Consider the following 20,982-nt stretch of genomic DNA (forward strand, 5'->3'; position numbering starts at 1 on the left):
GGGGGGGCCTCTACAGGTTCAAGGTCAGCCGTGAAGCGTGCCGACCAAGGTCGGCACCTACCAATCATCACCGGCTCATCGAATAGGGCGCCTGCGCGCCCTGCCCCGGCCAGTCCTTGTCCGGCTCGGCCTGCATGGTGAAACGCAGCTCGCCACCTGCCAGGATCTCGTCATGGCGCAGGAAGGTGCGCTGCAGCGGCTTGCCGTTGAGGCTCACGTTGCCGACGTAGGTGTGCCTGTCATCCAGCCCATCGGCCACGATGGTGAACGCCTTGCCGTTCGGCAGGCGCATCGCGGTCTTCGGCAGGAACGGGCGGCCGAGGATGTACTCGCCCGAGCCCGGGGCCACCGGATAGAAGCCCAAGGCGGTGAACACGTACCACGCCGACATCTGGCCGACATCATCGTTGCCGGCCAGCCCACCGGGGCGGTCGGCATACTGGGTGTCCATGATCTGCTTCAACCGCGCCTGGGTGCGCCACGGCTGACCTGCATACGAATACAGGTAGGCCACGTGGTGGCTGGGCTCGTTGCCGTGCGCATACCAGCCGATCAGGCCGGTGATGTCTTCCATGTGCTCGAAGATGGACGGATCCACCTTGGCGTTGAATACATCGTCCAGGCGCGCGAGCAGCTTGTCGCTGCCCCCGTGCGCCGCCGCCAGGCCGGCGACGTCCTGCGGCACGTACCACGAGTACTGCCAGGCGTTGCCCTCGGTGTAGTCGGTGCCATAGCCGCTGGCGCTGGGGTCGAACGGAGTGCGGAAGCTGCCATCGCGCTTGCGCGCACGCATGAAGCCGGTGTCCTTGTCGAAGGCATTGCGCCAGTTGCCGGCACGCTTGTCGAAGGTCGCCGCGATATCGCCCTTGCCCATCGCCTGCGCCATGCGTGCAATGGTCCAATCATCAAAGGCATATTCCAGCGTCTTGCTGGCGGCCTCGCCTTCCTCGTCGATCGGCACATAGCCCAGCTCGCGGTACTGCGCGATGCCGTCATAGGGGCCGTAATTGGCGGTCTCGACCATCGCCTTCAGTGCCTTGTCGGCGTCGAAGCCACGAATGCCCTTCACGTAGGCGTCGGCGATCACCGGCACGGCGTGGTAGCCGATCATGCACCAGTCTTCCAGGCCATGGAACGACCACACCGGCAGCATGCCGTAGGGGCTGTGCTCGTGGTGGGCCAGCATCGAATTGACGAAGTCGCTGTTGCGTTTCTCCGGCTGCACCAGCGTCAGCAACGGATGCAGCGCGCGGTAGGTGTCCCACAGCGAGAACGTCGAGTAGTTCGTGAAGCCATCCGCCTTGTGCACCGCATTGTCCGGCCCGCGGTACTGGCCATCGGCATCCATGAACAGCGTCGGCCCCAGCAGGGTGTGGTACAGCGCGGTATAGGCACTGCGGCGGGCGTGCTCGGGCGCATCGATATCGAGCACCGACAGCGCCTGCGTCCATTCCTGTTTCGCCTGCGCACGCACGCGGTCGAAATCAAAGTCGGCCACTTCCGCGTCGAGGTTGGCAATGGCGCCGGCTTCGCTGACCGGCGAGATCGCGACCTTGACTACCAGCGGTGCATCCAGCTTGCCGAATGCGAAGGTACCGACCAGCTGGCGGCCCTCGACCTGTGCGCGCTGCGCTGGATCCTTCTCGCCCGGCGGCGGGAAGCCCTTGTAGACGATGTCCTGCTCGGTGTTGTGCAGCTCATGCCCGGAAAGCGGCCGCGAGAAACGCATCGCGAAGTACAGCTGGCGACCCGGCGCCCAGCCGCGCGTCTCCCGGAAGCCGGTCACGGTACCATCGGCGCGCACCCGCACCCGCGACCACAGCACCTTGCCCGGGTAGTCGTACATGCTGGTGCGCATGTCCAGCAGCACCTTGGCGTCGGCGCCCCTGGGGAAGGCGTAGCGATGCACGCCCACGCGCGCACTGGTGGTCAGCTCGGCGCGCACCTTGTAGTCGTCCAGGGTGACGGCGTAGTAGCCCGGCTCGGCCTTCTCATCGTCATGGCGGAAGCGAGAGGCATAGCCGCTGCCCGGCTTCTCAGGATCGCCACGCTCCAGGCCGGGACTGCCGGTGAACGGCATCAGCAGGATGTCGCCCAGATCGGAATGGCCAGTGCCGGAAAAATGCGTGTGCGAGAAGCCGACGATGCTGCTGTCGTCGTAGCGGTAGCCGGCTGCCCAGCCATAGGCCTTTTCGCGTGGCTGGATGCGTGTGTCCGGGCTGAGCTGGACCATGCCGAACGGCACCGTGGCACCCGGGTAAGTGTGGCCTTCACCACCCGTACCAATGAACGGGTCGACCGAGGCATAGGCCTTGTCGGCGGCGGTTCTGGCAGGCGCGGCCGACGCCAGGCCGGAAGCGAACATCGCCGTGGCGGCGACAGCGATCAGGAGACGACGGTCCAGCGTGGGCATCGGCATTTGGATCGATTCAGGTAATAGCGGGATCCTAGCACCGGGCCTGTCACGCCGCATGCTGCAGTGCGACTGCCCGGTGTCCCGCACCGGGTTCGCTCTTCAACCGGGAAGTGCGCTCTGCAACGACATGAGATCCGCGCTGTCCAGCGGCCTTACCACCCGCGCGACCTCTTCTCCATCGCGCAGCAGCACCACCGTCGGCCACAGCTTCACCTTGAACGCTCGCCCCAATGGTCTTCCCTTGCCATCCTCGATCTTCCAATGCGGCAGATCGTTCGCTTCGACAAAGGCCTGCAACGCGGGCTGCGCGGCCTGGCAATGACCACACCAGGGCGCACCGAACTCCAGCACCTGCCAGCCAGGCTGCGCCGCCACCTCCGCAGAGGTGGGCTCGTTCGCAAGATGATCACGCATGAACGGCATGAGCGCTACGCCGCCAGTGCCTTCTGGATGTCTTCCAGCGGCGCGTTGGTCAGATCCTTGGCAATATCCCCGAGCAATCGCGCCTGGACCTCTTTATGCAGCAGCGGACGAATGCGGCCCAGCGTGGTCGGGTCGGCGATCAATACCAGGTGCGCATAGCGGTTCTTCAAGGCATCTTCGTTGAGCTGTTCGGCCACCTGCTTGGCGAACGTGGCCTCATTGAGTTGCGAGACCGACATGTCCTTCGGCACGGCACCCGCAGGCCCCTGCCCGGATACACCCTGCTCGCTGATGTCCTGCAGGCGCAGTTCGCCTTCCTGCTTCAGGGTCAACTGGTGGTTGCTGCCCACGTTGGTGAACACCCGCGCCGAACCACCGTCGGCTACCACGATCAGGGTTCCTTCGGGAATCGTCCGCGCCATTGCATCCTCCATCAATCCGAAAAGTGGGTGTGCGCTCCACCTTATGCACGCCGATGTCACCAGAGCGGGTACAGGATGTGATCCCGTCATCGCAATCTGCAATCAGCGCTAAATTTGTCCGCCTGCCTGCCGCTATGGCCTCCATCATCGCGAGGAACCTCTGTGTACGCTGGCTCACTGTTCCACGTCTGCTTTGCCACCAGCCTGGCCATTGCCGGCTGTGCCGGTTGCATCCACCAGTTCCTGCAGGGCCAACCGTTCTTCGCCCTGGCCATCATGCTCTCGGTGCTCACCATGATCGGCGCCGCACTGGTCACGCGGAAACTGGCACTGCCGGGCGCCTTGGCGATGGCCTGCACGGTGTTCGGTTTGGTGGCGAAGTCGGCCTGGGCCTTCTGAACAGGCGAGGTGGAACACAGCGTGCAGATCGGCCTGCTTCGCTGCATGCTCACGCCGATGCCGTTATGATGAACGGATGATCGACACGACCCACTACGTGACGGGCGCACCTGTTACGTGGGAAGCACTGCCGACCGGCGCTTCGCTTGCCACGAATGCTCCCGCCCTGCATTTCCATCGCCTCGCGCTGGATCCCGGCGGATGACGCCAGCAGGCGCTCTGCCTGCACCCCCTACGCTGATGTGATACCTGGCCGCTGACTGCGCGGCCGCTGTGATCCCGTTTTCGCGTCTCCGCCCCTGCGGCGGTGCTTTGCCGTGCGCGTGGCGTTGCGCCTGCACACATTCCCCGGCCCCCACGCCGCCTTCCGATGCCCCTGCGCCACTTGCGCCTGCATCGCCGTTTCCGATTTCCGGGACACACCACAGCACCCATTCCCCTATTCCATACCTACAAGGGAGCCCCTATGCAGGACACGCCCGATTCCCATGCCCACTTCGGCTGGTTCAAACGCCGTCGCCACCTGAAGGTCGATGAGATCACCGTCGTCGACAAGCCCATGCTCAAGCGCGCCGTAGGCGCCGCCGCACTTGGCAATGCCATGGAGTGGTTCGACTTCGGTGTCTACGGCTATCTGGCCGTCACCATCGGCCAGGTGTTCTTCCCGTCCAGCAACCCCACGGCACAGGTGATCGCCGCCTTCGCCACCTTCACCGTGGCATTCCTGGTGCGTCCACTCGGCGGCCTGGTGTTCGGCCCGCTCGGCGACCGTTATGGGCGCCAGAAAGTGCTGGCGTTCACCATGATCCTGATGGCGCTGGGCACGTTCTCGATCGGCTTGATTCCCTCCTACGAGCGCATCGGCATCTGGGCACCGGTGCTGTTGCTGCTGGCACGTGTGGTGCAGGGATTCTCCACCGGCGGCGAGTACGGCGGTGCGGCCACCTTCATCGCCGAGTATTCCACCGACCGCAACCGCGGCCTGATGGGCAGCTGGCTGGAGTTCGGCACGCTGGGCGGCTACATCGCCGGCGCCGGAACCGTGACCGCGCTGCACATGCTGTTGAGCAGCGGACAGATGCTGGACTGGGGCTGGCGCATTCCATTCCTGGTGGCCGGGCCGCTGGGCCTGCTCGGCCTGTACATGCGCATGAAACTGGAGGAAACGCCGGCCTTCCGCGCCTTCGCCGAGGAAGCCGAGAAGCGCGAGCACGACCGGCCCGGGCTCGCCGCGCTGTTCCAGGTACATGGCCGCCAGTTGCTGGTCTGCATGGGCCTGGTGCTGGTGTTCAACGTGACCGACTACATGCTGCTGACCTACATGCCCAGCTACCTCAGCGTCACCATGGGCTATGCCGAGAGCAAGGGCCTGCTGCTGATCATCATCGTGATGCTGGTGATGATGCCGCTGAACATTGTCGGCGGATTGTTCAGTGACAAGCTTGGCCGTCGCCCGATGATCATCGGTGCCTGCATCGCGCTGCTGGTGCTGGCCGTACCCTGCCTGCTGCTGATCGGCAGCGGCAACGACTGGCTGATCTTCCTCGGCCTGATGCTGCTGGGCCTGGCACTGGTGTGCTTCACCAGCTCGATGCCGTCCACGCTGCCGGCGCTGTTCTATACCCCGGTGCGCTATAGCGCACTGTCGATCGCCTTCAATGTGTCGGTGTCGCTGTTCGGTGGCACCACGCCACTGGTGACCGCATGGCTGGTGGAACATACCGGCGATCCGCTCGTGCCGGCCTACTACCTGATGGGCGCGGCAGTGATCGGCCTGGTGACCATGCTGTTCGTGAAGGAGACCGCTGGCCTGCCGCTGCGCGGTTCACCGCCGGCGGTCGGCAGCGACAAGGAAGCCGCCGCACTGCTGAAGAGCGATGTGCCGGTGACGGTGGACCCGAGCCTGCCGCCACTGCCGGAGACTGCGGAGCCTGAGCAGGTAAAGCCGGCCTGAGGCTCGGCGAAGCCGGCGTTGTTGTACGGCCAAGCCCGCGCGCGGCTGCCTTTCGAGAGATCAGCCGAGCGTGGGCTCGGCTCTACAACGTACGCGCCCTCAATCGCGCGCAGCGTTCAACTCCATCGCACGCATCACGATGGGTTTGGCCCAGTCCGGCGTGTGCAGCAGCTCGGCCACCGAGACCGGGTACTGCAGCTGGCCGTGCGCCATCGCCAGCACCGGCAGCGGCTCGACGCAGCCGTCGGCGCCGGCGGGAGCGCTGTTGTCGTAGACATGCAGCTCGGCCAGGTGTGGCAGCAGTTCCAGCAGGTTCTCGCGTGCCGAATCGAAGCGGGCGTGGATCTTCTCCACCGGAATGTCATGGCCGCCGGCGGCCACCCGCGCTGCAACACGGGCAATGTGCAGGTCCACCGTGGCCAGGCCACAGAACCAGATCGCGACGTGATAGTGCTCGCAGGCCTCGCGCAGCAGGCGCGGAATGGTGTTGCCGCCCAGCGTGGTCTCGAAGGCGAAGTCCGTGCCATCGGCCATGGCCTGGCGCAGGCGGCGGGTGCCTTCCTGCCAGGCCTCGGCATTGGCGTCGGGCAGCGGCCAGCCCGCCTCTACCAGGCGGCGGGTGAACGAATCGGGGTTGAACCAGCCCAGCCCTTCGGCTTCCAGCCAGGTTCCCAGCAGCGAACTCTTGCCGGCGCCGTTGACGCCGGCCAGCACCAGGATCCGCCCCATCGGTCAGAGCGGACGGCCGAGGGTGACCTTGCGGCCGCGGCGGATCGGCTGGCCCAGCACCTTGCCCAGCCCCTCACCGCGCTGCAGGCCAGCCAGAGTCTGGTCGAATTCGCTGCGCAGGCGCAGCAGTTCTTCACTGCGCTCACCGGCATCGCTGCCGGCAGCCTTGGCCAACAGCTCCTGGTAGGTGCGGATGTCCACGATCACCGCTTCGGGGTGGTTGTGGTTGGTGATGACCAGCGCCTGCTTCTCACGCACGGTACGCATCAGGCTCGGCCAGCCCCGGGTCTTCACAGACGAGGCCGGGGCCTTCTCAAGTCCAGGCAGATCCAGTGGCAGGGTCATGGCACGGCTCCAGGCAGAAGTGGATAATGGCCACTATACCCAATTTGGCCAAATTGGATATAAATGCCGTTTCACGCGCCGGAGCCGGTCTGTGGCGCATCGGTCTGCAGCAGGCTGTCACGCTCGCGCAGTGGGAAGCGGATCCAGGCATCCAGCCCCTGCGGATCGAAGTGCAGTTCACCACTGCCGGCCAGCTCATAGGGCACGCGCTGCTCGATCAGCGCACGGCCCAGGCCGCGCTGGCGCGGCAGCTCCCAGTCTTCCACGGCGGCATGGCGTTCACACCAGTGCAGGCCCAGCCATGGCTGTCCGTCCTGCACCTGCAGGTGCCAGGACACGTCGATCCGGCCATCTTCATGGGTCAGCGCACCATGCCGCAGGGCGTTGGTCGCCAATTCGTGGATCGCCAGGGACAGCACTTCGGCCGCCTTCGGTGGCAGCAGCACATCCTCGCCCTGCAGGCGATAGGCGGCGGTGACCGGCGTCTGCGCTGCGATCTCCTCATCGAGCATGCCACGCAGGCAGACCCCGGCATTGGCGCCACGGGTAAGCAGGCTCTGCGTGCGCGCCAGCGACATCAATCGTCCGCACAACCGTTCAGCGTAATCATCCACACTGCTGACCGACTCACGGGTCCGCCAGGCAATGGCATGTATGGTCGACATGATGTTGCGCACCCGGTGCTGCAGTTCGGCCAGCAGTACCGATTGGCGCTCGGTGGCACGCTTGAGATCGTCGATGTCCACAGCGATGGCGAATACGCCCGTCACCTCGCCGTCTGCATCGCGCAGCGGCGCGGCGGCCACACGGGTCCAGCGCGCGCGCCCGTCGTCATGCTTGAACTGGAACTCCAGCCCGGGCACTACCGTCTCACCGCGCAAGGCCCTGGCTATGGCGAAATCCCTGGGTTCGATGCGCGAGCCGTCGGGGTGCCATCCCTGCCAGCGGTGGTGGTTGGGCAGATCCGTGGACGGCACCTTGCCGGTGGGAAGGTAGGTGCGCATCTGGTCGTTGGAGAGCTGCAGGCACCCCTCGGCATCGACGATGCAGACGCCCACCGGCAGTACCTTGAAGGCCAATGCCAGGCGGTGGTCCGCCTCCCTCCGCTTCTGCTCTTCGCGTTCGCGGGCCGACTGGGCCACATGCGCCGCCGTCGTCTCGAACATGGTGACCAGCACGCCGCTGACGCGCCCCTCTTCGCCACGGATGGGGCTGTAGGTAATGGTGAACCACACATCCTCCAACCGCCCGCGGCGCGCGAGGGGATAGAGTTTGTCCTCGTAAGTGATGGTTTCGCCCTGCCAGACGCGCTGGTAGATCGGCCCGTTGATATGCCACACCTCGGGCCAGCATTCACGGGTCGGCTGGCCGAGTCCGCCGGGATGCTTGTCGGCCAGGATCTCGGCATAGCCATCGTTGTAGAGCTGCACCAGCTGCTCGCCCCACAGCACGATCATCGGGAAACCATGCGCCAGCATCAGGTCGACGGTGGCGCGCAGGTGTGGCGGCCACCGCTCATACGCTCCCAGCGGCGTGGATGACCAGTCATGGCGGGCGATGCGCGCAGCCATGCCATCGTGGCGCCCGTGCGGGTGCGCTGCAGGTGGCCTGCCGCCACACAGCTCGGTGGCGCGGATGCCTTCAGGACGGCGCGACATGCCGCGCGATCAGGCGATGCCCGCAGAGACCTGCGGCGTCGCCACCAGCCCGGCCAGCTGCTGCACCAGGGCTTCAATGTGATACGGCTTGGTACAGCGCGGCGCGCTGGCGAAGCGGCTTGGCAGGTTGTCGTCGTAGCCGGAGGTCAGCAGGAACGGGGTGCCGGCCTCGGCCAGCCGGTCGGCCAACGGATAGACCTGTTCGCCGCCCAGATTGATGTCCAGCAGCGCCACATCGATGGCATGGGTATCGACCAGCTGCCCCAACGCCTGCAGGTCACCGGCAGGCCCCACCACCTGTGCGCCTTTCAGCTCCAGATAGTCGACCAGGAACATCGCGATGGCGAATTCATCCTCCGCCACCAGTACACGCAGCCCTTTCAGGCCCTCTGGTTTGTTGCCCGCTTCCAGCACGACCGGCGCTCCTCGATACACGCGGCCCACCTCTGCCGCAACGCCCGCAGGATGCGCGAACCGGGCTACAAGAGCGCGTGATGATGGATGAAGGTCGCGGCCACGGCGCGTTCACCGCGGCATTGCAACGCCGCGTTCAGAAGGCCCGTTCCCACTTCAGGCTGAGCAGGCTGCGGTCGTGGCTGTACAGCCAGCCGACGTTGCTGTCGATGCGCGCGTAGCGCAGGCTCAGGCTGGATACCAGCCCGGCCACGGCCAAGCGCTCGCTGCGCACGATGGCGATCAGGTTCTGTTCGTCGTCCTGCCTGCGCGCCTCCAGCAACGGACTCCAGGTGTCGTAGTCGCGCTGGCGCAGCGACACGAATACGGTGGCCGTGGTGCCACTCCACTGCCGCGCCGCGCCCAGCCGCAGGCCGCGCTGGCGGTAGCCGTTGGCCGGGTCGGCTGCGCTGCTGTCGGTGACATCCAGCCCGGCGAAGACCGTCCAGCGTGGATTGAGCGCGCGGAACCAGGTGGCGTACAGCGATGCCAGCTCGCCGTCGTAGTTGCTGGCAAGGCCCTGCTGGCGATAGCGCTGGCGCTTCCAGTCAGCCTCCAGCTTGAGCAGGCTGCGTGCATCCAGGGCGTACTGCCATTCCGCGTGCACGCCGCTGCCGCCCTGCAGCGTATGGTTGCCCAGGGCCTGGTAGTCATAGCTGGGGGCGAGCATCACGGTCTGCCGTGCACTACGCCAGCTGTAACCCGCCTGTACGTTGGCATTGAGCTCGTCGTACGCACTGTGCCCGCGCCATGCCTGGCCGAAGGCGAGACCGCGCACGTACAGCCCATGATGCCCGCCGAGCACCCAGCGCCGTTCCAGGCTGGCGTCGTAGTCGAGGCCCGCCGCGCGCTGGGCGTCCGGCAGTTTCCGTTCGATGATGCAGGCGTCGCCCACGCCGAACAGGCAGGTGCGACTGGCCGAACTGCGGTTGATGTTGTCACTCCATGCCGGGCCGGCGGACAACGCGCCTTTCCAGCGCTGGCGCGCGTGCAGGGCACCCAGGTAGCCGTCCACGCGCGCGCGGACGCCGGCCGTGGCCGGATCATCGGCATTGATGCCTGCAGCGATGGCCGTGAACAGCGCGACCGCATCGCGATCGCGCTGGTCTTCCGCATAGACACGCGCCAGCTCGAGGCGGGCTGGCAGAAAATCCGGCTGCGCAGCCAGCAGGGCTTCGTACTCCTTCGCCGCGCGACGATGGTTGCCGGCCACCCGTGCCAGCGCTCCCTGCGCATGGTGGCGCAGCAGGGGATCATGCCCAGGCAGTTCGATGTACTCGTCGAGAAACGCAGCGGCGGCCTGCCATTGCTGATGCTGCAGAGACAGGTAGAGAGCCTGGCCCAGATCATCGACGGTGCGCTCCACGCGCAGCGTCTGGCCGTCGATGGTGATGGTTGGCCGCTCCGACTCGGCCTGCTGCAGGCGCTGCTGGTCCTGCTGCTGGTGGCGCAGCTCAGTGCCCTGTTCAAGCACGCGTCGAAGATCGTCCTGCTGGGCGCGCACATCGGTGGCGGCCAACAGCAGTACGACAAGGAAGATGGAATGGCGCATGGTCGATCCGTGGTGATGCATGCAGCGGGCCGAAGCAGGGACTGGCGGATCGCGGCTTGTCCCTGCCCTGCCCCGTCAGGGGCGTGGCGATCAGTTCTTGCTGCCGCCGAAGGCGGTGTCGTACTGGCTGTTGCCGCTGAAGGTGGCGATACCGGCCAGGGTGGCCGCGTTGGCGCCGAAGAACTGGCCCTGGGTGGTGCCGGCAACGCTGCCGTTGGCGGTGGCGGTGCCGGCGAACGAGGCGTTGGCGCTGTTGATGTTGGCGTTGACGTTGATCGACAGGCCGCCACCGCTCAGGCCACCGAGCAGGGTGCCATTGCCGAAGTTGGCGCGGAACGTACCCGACAGCAGGTTGCTGCCATTGAACTTGTTCAGGCCTGCCACGCTGTAGGTGGCCACGCCGGCCGGCAGCGTGGTGCCGGCACGGTCACCGACGAAATAGACCTGGCGGTTGTTGAAGCCACCAGCGGCGCCATCCTTGGACCACTCGCCGAACCACACATCGCCGCTGCCGACCTTCACGAAGTTGAAGTGGCCCATGCCGGAATGGCTGCCCGGGGTACCGGTGATCGGCATGGCCAGTGTGCGTACGGTGACACCATTGACGGTGGTCGGGGCCGAGTAGGCCGCCAAGCCCTGGAAATCGACCGGCTTGGCATTGGACACGGTGCCAACGCCGATACCGGCCTTGCCGGCCGAGTGCGGGCCGCCATTGACTTCCGACGCACCCACCTTGACGTACAGCTGCGCATCGGTCGCCGGGCTGGCAGCGCCGACGATGTCGGCCGCCTGCGCAGTGCCGGCCAGGGCCAGTGCAGCGGCGACGGCCAACAGGGAACGGTTGATCATTTTCATGGTATTGCTCCTTGGGTTGAGGGAACTACGGGTACAACACAAAAAGGAACGGCGGCGGATCAGTTGCGCTGACCGCCGAAGGACGTATCGAACTGGCTGTTGCCGGCAAAGGTTGCGATGCCGGTCACCGCACTGGCACCGGCGCCGAAGAACTGGCCGCTGCTGGTACCGATGATCGAACCATTGGCGATGGCCGAACCGCTGAACGCACCGGTGGCGCGATCCAGCGTGCCGCTCGCGGCGAGCCTGTATCCGGTCCCGACCAGGCCGGCGGTGACGGTGCCGGTATCGAAATTCGCCCGCAGTGCGCCTTCCAGCACGCCGCTGCCATCAAAGCGGTTGATGCCAGCCAAGGTGTAGGTCACGATGCCTGCTGGCAGCGAAGTACCGGCACGGTCACCGACGAAGAACACCTGGCGGTGATTGAAGCCCGCCTGCGCGCCGCTGGATGACCATTCACCGAACCAGACATCTGCAGTGCCCACCTGCACGAAGCTGAAGTGGCCCACGCCAGCGGTGGCGAACGGCAGGCCTGCGTCCGGGCCCAGCGTGCGGACCGTGGTTGCGCCACGCACCACCGTGGTGGCGTAGGGCGCCAGGCTGGCCACGTCCACTCGCGCCGCGTTGGCATACGGCCCCAACGAAATGCCTGCGCGACCGGAACGGTGCGGACCGGCATTGAGTGTCGATTCGCCTGCGTTGATGTAATGGACGCCGTCCTGGGCCGGGCTCTGCCCGCCAGCGATGTCGGCAGCCATGACCGGCATGGAAGCCAGCAGGCCGATCGAAAGTACAAGGGTGCGGGGCTGTTTCACGGTTGATTCTCCCTGTCGAATGCGGACTCAGAAGCGCGCGGTGATGCCAAGCTTGATCGTGCGGCCCGGTGCCGGAAGCGTTGAGCGTGTTGCCGGGTCGACGTAATAGCGGTTGCCGAGATTGCTGCCGACCAGCTCGACGCTGGCGTGCTGGTTGAAGCGCCAGCGGGCGTAGGCATCCACCGTGGTGATGTTTCCCCAGGTGAAGGGCACGTTCTGCCAGAGCAGGCTGCTGCCCCCGGCGATCAGGCGGTCGCGGTAGGCCTGCAGGTCCGGATTGTCGTGCCGCTGGTAGTGCACGATGCGGGTGCCCAGCTCCAGGCGCTCATCGAACAGGCGGGTGCCGAGTGACCAGTTCACCGACAGCTTCGGCGTGGCCTGGGTCAGCAGATAGCCGCTGACGAAGCCATCCTGGACGCAGTTGGGCACCCGCCCCTGGTCCGCATCCAGCCGTACCGCCGAGCTTTCATCGCAGACTTCGTTTTCAAGGATGCGGCTGATGCCCAGATCGGTGAAGAAGCGCCGGTTGTCGAAGCGCGCCTGCAGCTCGATGCCGCGGATGGTCTGCTTGTCGATGTTGTCGAACATGAAGTACGCATCACGCTCGATGACATTGCGGGTCTTGTGCACGTAGTAGGCCAGCTTGACGTCGGCATCGGCGGTGTTGCCGAACAGCCCGGAAAGGTTGTGCACGTACCCCAGCTCGTAGTTGTAGGCATGCTCCGGCTTGAGTGGATACAGCGGATTGAGGCTGCTGGAGAACGCAATGGTGCTTTCGAACATGCTGGGGAAGCGCACCGCCTCGCTGTAGCGCAGATAGGCACGAGCGGCCGGCGAGAAACGCACCGTCGCCGAGAACGTCGGCAACCAGGCGTGATCGCGGTGCCGTTCGTTGCGCCCGGCCACCGACTGCATCGCCCCGCCCCCGATCCTGCAGCGGATGTCGGTGCCGAGGACCATCGGCAGCAACCCGGGGATGGCGGCGACCTGGCCGTTGAGGCAGGGATTGGTGGCTCGGCTGTAGTTGCCGTTTGCATCGGGCAACCAGGGAATGCCGTGCTGGACCTCCCTGGGTGTCTCGTACTTGCGCAGCAGGTCGGCCAGCGACTGATCGACGATCCAGCCCATGCCGATGCTGTCCCAGAATTCCCGCTCGCTCTCGAGTGCGTCGATCTCGCCCTGCAGGCTGTCCGGCCGCGGCGGCAGTTCATTCACCCGGTACTGCGCTTCGCGCGGCACGATCGAGGTCGTCTGCAGTTCCGGGTGGGCCTGCAGGAAGTCGTCGAACGCCCAGTAACGGCTGTAACGCACGCCGGCATTGAGGGTCAGGAAGTCGACCGGACGCCATTCCAGAGTGAGGTAGCCCTCGCCCTCCTGGCGACGGCCGGCACGCGGGTACATGCGCCAGCCGTCGGACGGGCCGAAATACGGGTCGCGCGAGCCGAGCTTTTCGTATTGCCAGTTGCCACCCACGGTCAGGTCCAGGGTCGAATGCAGGGCGAAGCGGTTGCTCAGGGTCAGGCCGGTCCGGTCGTTGCGCGCATTTGCCAGCGCGGTGTTGCGCAGAATCGGGCTGGCGTCCGGGTTCCATGCCGGGTTGCCTGGCGCGAAGTTCGGGAAGCCGCCTGCAGTGTAGGTATCGCTGTCTGTCTCCGTGCGCCACAGGTTGACGTAGAGGTCCAGCCAGCGGCTGCCGGCCGGCTGGAAGCGGTACTCCAGGTTCCAGGCATCGGACGCAACCCGGCTGAGCGGCCACTGGATGCGCCCATAGTCCGGCGCGGACAGGATGCGCGACGGCATGATCTCGCCATAGTGCGACAGCGTTCGCCGCCAGGTCGCCTTCAACCGCTGGTCATCGTTGATCTGCCAGCTGCCCTTGACCAGCCAGGACTCCTGTTCGCTGGAAGTATTGGGCACTTCATCGCCAGGCTTGAAGTAGCGCGCCAGCGTGGTGATGTAGTCGATGCCCTGGTACTCGAACTGCTCGCGCCGGTCCTGGTCGTAGTAGGCGCTACCGTTGGACCCGGAGAAGTAGTTGCCGCGCTTGCGCCAGGCGTAGGCGGCCATCAGGTCGACGTTGTCGCCACGCACGCCCAGCGCCAGGCGCCAGGCCTGGTCCTCGCCATCGAAGGGGTTGTTGCCACTGCGCGACTTCACCGGCACCACCAGGGTGCGGTCGTCGTAGGGCGAGTTCGGCGAGCCCTGCGGGAACCCCGGCACGGTGCGGTAATCCTCGCCGGTGTGCAGCCGCGGCAGGCGTGGCGCCACCGCATTGCTGCTGCCTTCGATCTTCAGCTCCCCGCCGAAGCGCTCACCCGTTTCCACGATGTCATCGACGTCGATGGTCTTGATCACCAGCGCGCCACCGATCCCGCTGTGCACATCGCGCACCAGCCCTGGCCCCTTGATGACCTGGATGCCACCCATCAGGTTGGGATCAATGTAATTGCGGTTGCTGACGCCGTTGTAGCCGCGCCAGACCGTGAGCGCCTGTTCGCCACCGTCGATGCTGACCGGCACCCGCCCCGGGCCCTGGATGCCGCGGATGTTGATGTCCAGTGCGCCGCTGTTGCGCGCATCGCCACTGAACACACCGACCAGATCCTTGACCACGTCGGCCGGGTTGGAGCCGCGGTAGCGCTCCACCCGGTCGCGCCCCGAATACGCCGTGGTCAGGTCCAGCGCGAACACATCATCGTAGCCGCGCCGATCACGCGCCTCGCCCCCTTCCGACTGCAGGCGACCGGCCACGTCCAGAGTCTCGGTTACCCGCACCCCTTCCCCTTCACCCGCCTCCACTGCGGCCCGCAGGCTCCAGGTGCCGTCCATGCCGCGCTGTGCGCGCACGCCACTCCCGCGCAACAGCTGCTGCAGCGCCTGCATCTGGCTGTACTCGCCTTTCACCGCACTGGAGCGGCGGCCCTCCACCAGGTCACTGCGGAACACCACCTGCACATCGGCCTGGCGGCCAAAGGCACGCACAGCGTCGGCCAGGGGCTGTTCCGGAATCGTGTACTGGCGCAACGGCGCGACGACCGCCGGTTGCGCCTGCACGGCCGGCACCCAGGCCAGCGGCAGCAATGCGGTGGAGATGGCAAGAGCCAGGACGGTGGCGCGACGATGACAGGCGGATGCCGTGGACGGCATGGACAGGAACTCCTCAAGCGTGGCGGAACCACGGGCACATCCGGTGCCGGTGGCATGTCTGGCTTGAGGAGAAACGGTGTTTCGCTCTGGCTATACCTCTATAGACAGGGCGATGTGGCGATTGCCCACGGTTTTTTCATGTTTTTTTTTATGCGACCGGTTCATCCGGGCATTGCGCGAGCCTCACCACACCACCAGCGCGCCGCCGGGCAAGCGCTGCACACGCAGCCCTGCCTGCGCGGCCACCGCATCGATGGCGGCGTCCGGTTGCTGCAGATGGAACAGACCACTGACCCGTAAGTCCGCGCCCTGCCCGCCCAGTACCCAGACCGGTGCACGACGGTAGCGCGCGAGATCAGCGATGGCCTGCGCGGCCGGCTGATCGTCGATCACTACCTCGCCTCGCCGCCACGGCGCCATCGTCTCGAGATCTTCCAGCTGCACCGGCCGCAGCCAGCGACCGTCACGGAACACCCGTGCCTGCCCGGCATGCAGGCGCTGCACGCTGCCATCGCCTGGGCGCACATCGACCACGCCCTCGCTGACCTGAGTCAGGACCGTGGTGTCCTGCATCGACACGCTGAAGGCCGTGCCGATGTCACGGATCTGGCCGCCCGCCGCCTCCACCTGGAACGGGCGCGCCTCGTGCGCTACCTGGAACCAGGCCTGGCCGCGCAGCAGACGAAGGTGGCGCTGCTGGCCATCGAATTCAATCGCCAGTGCGGTGCCGGCGTCGAGTACCGCGGTGCTGCCGTCCTCCAGCTGCACCATGCGCGGTGCATCGCTGCTGTGCAGGTCACTGCGTGCCAGCAGCAGCGCGTGTGGCGCAGCGGCAACCATCAGCACCACTGCGGCAGCACTGGCCAGCAGCCACGGCAGGCGGCGGCGCGACGCGATCGGGCGCAACCCTTGGCGATCAGCCGTCAACCCGGGCAGCACGGCCAGCACCTCGGGCCCGGCGGCATCCAGGCCCTGCCAGAAGGCCTGCTGCTGGCGCCATGCCAGCGCATGGCGGGGATCGGCCTGCAGCCAGCGCTGCAGGGTTCGTTGCTGGCGTTCCGGCAGCGGGCCTGCACTGCACCGGATCACCCAGCGCAACGCCTGCCTGGCCTGACGCGGCGAGGGTTCGGACGTGGTCATGGTTGTGGCCTGCCGCACCGCGAACGGGTGCGCCTTCCTGTTGTGACAACGGCGGGCGCGATCTGCCCACGGCAATCGCAGCTCATCAATGCACTCCCTGCTGATGCTGCTGGATCAACAGCGCCGCGCGCAGCACATTCTTGCCGACCAGGCTCTTGGAAATACCCAGCCTGGCGGCGATCTCGCGCTCGCTCAGGCCCAGGTAGCGGTTGAGCACGAAGCACTCACGCACCTGGGCCGGCAGCGCGAGGATGGTCTGGGTGATCTCGCGCAGCTGCGCCTGGTCCAGCGCCTGCGCCTCGCCATCGCGGCTGGCCTCGGCCATGTCGAGGGCGTACTCGGCCATCGCACGCCGCTCGCGGGCGTCGGACTGGCTGCGGTTGAGCGCGTGGTGGTAGGCCATCCGGTACAGATAGCCGCGCGGCTCGAGGATGGGCGGATCGCCGGGCACGCTGCTGGCCTTCAGGTACAGGTTCTGCAGGGTGTCCTCGGTACTGGCCGGGTCGAGATAGCGCGCGATGAAGCGAGACAACGCACGGCGCTCGCGGATCAGCAGCTCGACCAGCGCCAGGGCATTGGGAGACATAGGTGCCAAGGCCGGACCGGGGAATGATGGGCGTGATGGCGACGGTCCGGACGTGGATTGTGGGCTGCGCAGCCGCAGGCGGCAAGCCGCACCCCAAACCATCATCCACGCATGGCAGGTTCAGTAGATCCACGCCATGCGTGGATGGAAGACCTAGGGCTCGTCCAACGCATCGAAACGCTCGGCGAGGTAGTCGATCAACGCACGCACCGCTGGCAGCAGCCCCCGCCGCGACGGGAACACCGCATGCACGATGCCGTGCCTCGGCACCCACTCCTGCAGCACCGGCACCAGCGCGCCACTGGCCAACTCATCGGTGATCATCATCCGCGGCAGCATCAGCAGGCCCACCCCGGCCACCGCGGCGGTGCGCAGCGCGATCATGTCATCGCTGACCAGCCGCGGGCGATGGTGCACGCTGGCCAGCACATCGTCCGGCCCGGTGTATTCCCAGACATGCTGCTGGCTGGGCGATGCCAGATCGACGGTCGGCATCATCGCCAGATCGGCCGGCACCTGCGGCGCGCCCAGCCGCTGCAACAGCGCCGGGCTGGCACTGGTGCACCAGACCCGGCGCGCCAGCACGCGTACCACCAGGTCACTGTCCTCCAGCGGCGGCGGTCGCACGCGGATCGCCACGTCCACACCCTCGCCCACCACGTCGACGCGCCGGTTGGTGGCCTCCAGCTGCACCGTCACCTGCGGGTGCAGGGCCAGGAAATCGGCCAGCATCGTGCCGATGCGCGCATGCAGGATCGCGATCGGGCACGCCAGGCGGATCGTGCCGCGCGGCTCGGCGCGTGACATCGCAATCGCTTCTTCGGCCGCTTCGGCCTCGACCAGCATTGCCTTGCAATGGCGGTAGTAGTCCTGGCCGACCTCGGTGACCGAGAAGCGCCGGGTCGAACGCTGGATCAGGCGCACGCCCAACCGTTCTTCCAGCAGCGCGATGCGCCGGCTCAGTTTCGACTTGGGCATGGCCAGCGCCCGGCCGGCCTGCGAGAAGCCGCCGTGCTCGACCACCATGGCGAAGTAGAACAGATCGTTGAGGTCACAACGGCGGATATCTGCGATGAACACGGGACGATCTCCTGCGGCTCATGGCCTGCGACCATTGTTCACCAGATAGGACTATGACGGCAAATATCGGCGTCTACCGGGTCAATTGTCACGGCGATATCGTCTCCGCAACGAACAACAGCGGCCGGCAGCCCCGGCCAGGAGATCGCCATGAAGCGTGTCACCGGTACCTACAGCGCCCCCCGCCCGCACTGGGTGGGCGACGGATTCCCCGCCCGCTCGATGTTTTCCTACAACACCCACGGCCAGCACCTGAGCCCGTTCCTGCTGCTGGACTATGCCGGCCCCTACAGCTTCGCACCCAGCGACACCCCGCGCGGGGTCGGCCAGCATCCGCATCGCGGTTTCGAGACCGTCACCATCGTCTATGAGGGCGAGGTCGCCCACCGTGATTCGACCGGGGCCGGCGGCACCATCGGCCCGGGTGACGTGCAGTGGATGACCGCTGCCTCCGGCATCCTCCACGAGGAGTTCCATACCCCGGAGTTCAGCAGGCGCGGCGGCACGCTGGACATGGTCCAGCTGTGGGTGAACCTGCCGGCGCAGGACAAGATGGGTGCACCGGGCTACCAGACCCTGCTTGACGCACAGATCCCCTCGGTTGAACTGCCCGATGGCGCCGGCCGCGTGCGTGTCATCGCCGGTCGATTCGACAACCACGCCGGTCCGGCGCGTACCCACACGCCGATGGATGTCTGGGACATCCGCCTGCGGCAGGGCCATCACGCCGAGCTGCCGGTGGCCGATGGCCGCACGCTGGCGCTGGTGGTGCTGAAGGGCACGGTGCGGATCAACAGCGGCCAGCCAGTCGGCGAGGCACAGCTGGTCACCTTCGACCGCAGCGGCGAAGACGTGTTCGTCGATGCGGACAGCGACGCCACCGTGCTGCTGCTCAGCGGTGAGCCGATCGACGAGCCGGTGGTGGGCTACGGCCCGTTCGTGATGAACAGCCAGGCCGAGATCGCGCAGGCGGTCAACGACTTCAACAGCGGCCGCTTCGGGCAGATCGCGCACTGATCATTTCAAAGCGGCGGGCACTGGCCCGCCGCACCCTCCGGGCCATCGCCCACTTTTTCCAGGAGACTGACCATGAGTACCCCCGCCAACTTCAACGGTGCCCGCCCGGTGATCGATCCGGACAATGCCGCGATGCTGCTGATCGACCACCAGAGTGGTCTGTTCCAGACCATCGGTGACATGCCGTTCACCAGCGTGCGTGCCCACGCCACCGCGCTGGCGAAGATGGCCACGCTGGCAAAGATGCCGGTGATCACCACCGCCTCGGTTCCGCAGGGCCCGAACGGCCCGCTGATCCCGGAGATTCACGACGCGGCCCCGCATGCGCAGTACGTGGCGCGCAAGGGTGAGATCAACGCCTGGGACAACCCGGACTTCGTTGCTGCGGTGAAGGCCACCGGCCGCAGGCAGCTGATCATTGCCGGCACCATCACCAGCGTGTGCATGGCCTTCCCGTCGATCGCCGCCGTCGCCGATGGTTACCAGGTGTTCGCGGTCATCGACGCGTCCGGCACCTACTCGAAGATGGCCGAGGAGATCACCCTGGCCCGCGTGGTGCAGGCCGGCGTGGTACCGATGGACACCGCCGCGGCGGCCTCGGAGATCCAGCGCACCTGGAACCGCGACGATGCCCAGCAGTGGGCCGAGGTCTACACGAAGATCTTCCCGAACTACCAGCTGCTGATCGAAAGCTACCTGAAGGCCCAGGACGTGCAGAAGAACCATGAACAGCTGGATTCGCAGCGCAGCTGAGCTGCCCCCCGGGGTGCCTGCCCGCCGCCGGCACCCCTCCCAACCGGAGACCCATCATGTCCAGTGAACCGATCCGCGACCCGGCCAGCGACCACCTGCTGACCCCGCAGAATTCCGCTTTCATCATCATCGACTACCAGCCGGTGCAGGTGAACTCCATCGCCTCGATGGACCGCCAGCTGCTGGTCAACAACATCGTCGGCACCGCCAAGGCCGCAGTGGCCTACGGCCTGCCGATCGTGCATTCGACGGTCAACGTCAAGACCGGCCTGAACGAGCCGCCGATTCCGCAGCTGCGCAAGGTGCTGGGCGACTACCCTACCTACGATCGCACCACCATCAATTCCTGGGAGGACGTCGAGTTCCGCAAGGCGGTGGAAGCCACCGGCCGCCGCAAGCTGATCATGACTGCGCTGTGGACCGAGGCCTGCCTGACTTTCCCGGCTCTGGATGCGTTGAAGGAGGGCTATGAGGTGTACGTGGTGGTCGACGCCGTCGGCGGTACCTCGCTGGCCGCGCACGATGCCGCGCTACGCCGAATCGAACAGGCCGGTGGCCAGTTGATCAGCGTGCCGCAGCTGTTCTGCGAGCTGCAGCGCGACTGGGCACGTTCGGAAACGGTGCCGGCCTTCATGAACCTCTTCATTGAAACCGGCGGTACGGCGGGCATCCAGTTCTCGTACGATCGTACCGAGTGATTGCGTGGCGGCCCCGACCCTGGCTGGCGCCGCCCTTGGGAACGGTCGAGCATGGCTCGACGCTATAGACAGATGGAGAACGTGATGGCCTACGCACGCATTGTTTCGACCGCCGACAACTACCTGCACCACATCAGCAACGGCACATTCGATGTGGATGCGGACGAGCCTGCCTCGCTGGGCGGCCAGGGCAAGGGCTTCGCACCGTTCGACCTGTACCTGGCCTCGCTGGCGGCCTGCACCGCCATCACCCTGCGCATGTATGCGCAGCGCAAGGGCTGGGAACTGGGCGAGTTCCATGCCGAGCTGCGCTCGGAACGTGACGCGGATGGTCGCTTCCATGTGCACCGCGTGCTGCATGCCAGCGCCGCGCTGAGCGATGCGCAGTGGCAGCGGTTGCTGGAGGTGGTGGAAAAGACCCCGGTGACCCTGGTGATGCGCGAAGGTGCGCGCATCACCAGTGAACGCGGGGCCGCCGCGTAACCCCATCCATGCATGGCGTGGATCTACAGACGACGCTCGCCGGGCATGGCCCGGCGC

General features: G+C 66.4%; 21 protein-coding genes. 7 read left to right on the forward strand and 14 right to left on the reverse strand.

Features of this window, described 5'->3' with window-relative positions:
* Positions 1-67: 67 nt before the first annotated feature.
* The 3 genes from O0J15_RS16565 to O0J15_RS16575 form a co-directional block, all read right to left on the reverse strand.
* On the reverse strand, positions 68-2,419 hold the full coding sequence (locus O0J15_RS16565; RefSeq protein WP_308305976.1) for a GH92 family glycosyl hydrolase: 2,352 nt from the start codon (positions 2,417-2,419) through the stop codon (positions 68-70).
* Positions 2,420-2,515: 96 nt separating this feature from the next.
* Positions 2,516-2,839: a thioredoxin family protein gene (locus O0J15_RS16570; protein WP_308305977.1), complete on the reverse strand. Its 324-nt coding sequence runs from the start codon at positions 2,837-2,839 to the stop codon at positions 2,516-2,518.
* Positions 2,840-2,844: 5 nt separating this feature from the next.
* A complete protein-coding gene (locus O0J15_RS16575) occupies positions 2,845-3,261 on the reverse strand; it encodes a host attachment protein (RefSeq protein ID WP_019337746.1) in 417 nt (138 codons plus the stop codon).
* A gap of 162 nt (positions 3,262-3,423) precedes the next feature.
* Between O0J15_RS16575 and O0J15_RS16580 the strand changes: the two genes are divergently transcribed.
* The 3 genes from O0J15_RS16580 (at position 3,424) to proP (ending at position 5,614) form a co-directional block, all read left to right on the forward strand.
* Complete coding sequence (locus O0J15_RS16580) at positions 3,424-3,660, forward strand: hypothetical protein (protein ID WP_308305978.1); 237 nt, start codon at positions 3,424-3,426, stop codon at positions 3,658-3,660.
* Positions 3,661-3,736: 76 nt separating this feature from the next.
* On the forward strand, positions 3,737-3,865 hold the full coding sequence (locus O0J15_RS16585) for a hypothetical protein (RefSeq protein ID WP_256202341.1): 129 nt from the start codon (positions 3,737-3,739) through the stop codon (positions 3,863-3,865).
* A 261-nt stretch (positions 3,866-4,126) separates the two neighbouring features.
* Complete coding sequence (gene proP / locus O0J15_RS16590) at positions 4,127-5,614, forward strand: glycine betaine/L-proline transporter ProP (protein ID WP_134735447.1); 1,488 nt, start codon at positions 4,127-4,129, stop codon at positions 5,612-5,614.
* A 99-nt stretch (positions 5,615-5,713) separates the two neighbouring features.
* On the opposite strand, the gene O0J15_RS16595 is transcribed toward proP, so the two are convergent.
* The 11 genes from O0J15_RS16595 to O0J15_RS16645 form a co-directional block, all read right to left on the reverse strand.
* Positions 5,714-6,343 (reverse strand): hypothetical protein, encoded by a 630-nt coding sequence (locus O0J15_RS16595; RefSeq protein ID WP_308305979.1) that lies wholly within the window; start codon positions 6,341-6,343, stop codon positions 5,714-5,716.
* A gap of 3 nt (positions 6,344-6,346) precedes the next feature.
* Positions 6,347-6,688, reverse strand: a complete 342-nt coding sequence (locus tag O0J15_RS16600; RefSeq protein ID WP_049448040.1) for a type II toxin-antitoxin system prevent-host-death family antitoxin — start codon at positions 6,686-6,688, stop codon at positions 6,347-6,349.
* Between the two features lie 71 nt (positions 6,689-6,759).
* The gene (locus O0J15_RS16605; protein WP_134735445.1) at positions 6,760-8,346 is read right to left on the reverse strand and encodes a PAS domain-containing protein; all 1,587 of its coding nucleotides are present in this window, start codon (positions 8,344-8,346) and stop codon (positions 6,760-6,762) included.
* A 9-nt stretch (positions 8,347-8,355) separates the two neighbouring features.
* The gene (locus tag O0J15_RS16610; protein ID WP_134735472.1) at positions 8,356-8,760 is read right to left on the reverse strand and encodes a response regulator; all 405 of its coding nucleotides are present in this window, start codon (positions 8,758-8,760) and stop codon (positions 8,356-8,358) included.
* Between the two features lie 136 nt (positions 8,761-8,896).
* A complete protein-coding gene (locus tag O0J15_RS16615; protein WP_308305980.1) occupies positions 8,897-10,351 on the reverse strand; it encodes a porin family protein in 1,455 nt (484 codons plus the stop codon).
* Between the two features lie 90 nt (positions 10,352-10,441).
* Positions 10,442-11,206, reverse strand: a complete 765-nt coding sequence (locus O0J15_RS16620) for a Slam-dependent surface lipoprotein (RefSeq protein ID WP_019659846.1) — start codon at positions 11,204-11,206, stop codon at positions 10,442-10,444.
* 59 nt (positions 11,207-11,265) lie between these two features.
* Positions 11,266-12,021 (reverse strand): Slam-dependent surface lipoprotein, encoded by a 756-nt coding sequence (locus O0J15_RS16625; protein WP_134735443.1) that lies wholly within the window; start codon positions 12,019-12,021, stop codon positions 11,266-11,268.
* Positions 12,022-12,048: 27 nt separating this feature from the next.
* Positions 12,049-15,168 (reverse strand): TonB-dependent receptor, encoded by a 3,120-nt coding sequence (locus tag O0J15_RS16630; protein WP_134735442.1) that lies wholly within the window; start codon positions 15,166-15,168, stop codon positions 12,049-12,051.
* Between the two features lie 183 nt (positions 15,169-15,351).
* Positions 15,352-16,308, reverse strand: a complete 957-nt coding sequence (locus tag O0J15_RS16635) for a FecR domain-containing protein (protein WP_134735441.1) — start codon at positions 16,306-16,308, stop codon at positions 15,352-15,354.
* 85 nt (positions 16,309-16,393) lie between these two features.
* Entirely contained in the window at positions 16,394-16,894 is a 501-nt protein-coding gene (locus O0J15_RS16640; protein WP_134735440.1) for an RNA polymerase sigma factor, read from the reverse strand.
* Between the two features lie 153 nt (positions 16,895-17,047).
* Positions 17,048-17,974 (reverse strand): LysR family transcriptional regulator, encoded by a 927-nt coding sequence (locus tag O0J15_RS16645; protein WP_134735439.1) that lies wholly within the window; start codon positions 17,972-17,974, stop codon positions 17,048-17,050.
* A gap of 150 nt (positions 17,975-18,124) precedes the next feature.
* Here O0J15_RS16645 and O0J15_RS16650 point away from each other — a divergent pair, with 150 nt between their 5' ends.
* The 4 genes from O0J15_RS16650 to O0J15_RS16665 all read left to right on the forward strand — a co-directional run bounded on the left by O0J15_RS16650 (position 18,125) and on the right by O0J15_RS16665 (position 20,925).
* The gene (locus O0J15_RS16650) at positions 18,125-18,991 is read left to right on the forward strand and encodes a pirin family protein (RefSeq protein ID WP_134735438.1); all 867 of its coding nucleotides are present in this window, start codon (positions 18,125-18,127) and stop codon (positions 18,989-18,991) included.
* A 72-nt stretch (positions 18,992-19,063) separates the two neighbouring features.
* Positions 19,064-19,744 carry a hydrolase gene (locus O0J15_RS16655; protein WP_308305981.1) on the forward strand — a complete coding sequence of 227 codons (681 nt, stop codon included), beginning with the start codon at positions 19,064-19,066 and terminating at the stop codon, positions 19,742-19,744.
* Between the two features lie 56 nt (positions 19,745-19,800).
* Positions 19,801-20,442 carry a hydrolase gene (locus O0J15_RS16660; protein WP_134735436.1) on the forward strand — a complete coding sequence of 214 codons (642 nt, stop codon included), beginning with the start codon at positions 19,801-19,803 and terminating at the stop codon, positions 20,440-20,442.
* A gap of 84 nt (positions 20,443-20,526) precedes the next feature.
* Entirely contained in the window at positions 20,527-20,925 is a 399-nt protein-coding gene (locus tag O0J15_RS16665) for an OsmC family protein (protein ID WP_021202286.1), read from the forward strand.
* Positions 20,926-20,982 lie beyond the last annotated feature (57 nt).

The organism is Stenotrophomonas sp. Sm10, from assembly GCF_030985515.1.
Lineage (GTDB): Bacteria > Pseudomonadota > Gammaproteobacteria > Xanthomonadales > Xanthomonadaceae > Stenotrophomonas > Stenotrophomonas hibiscicola.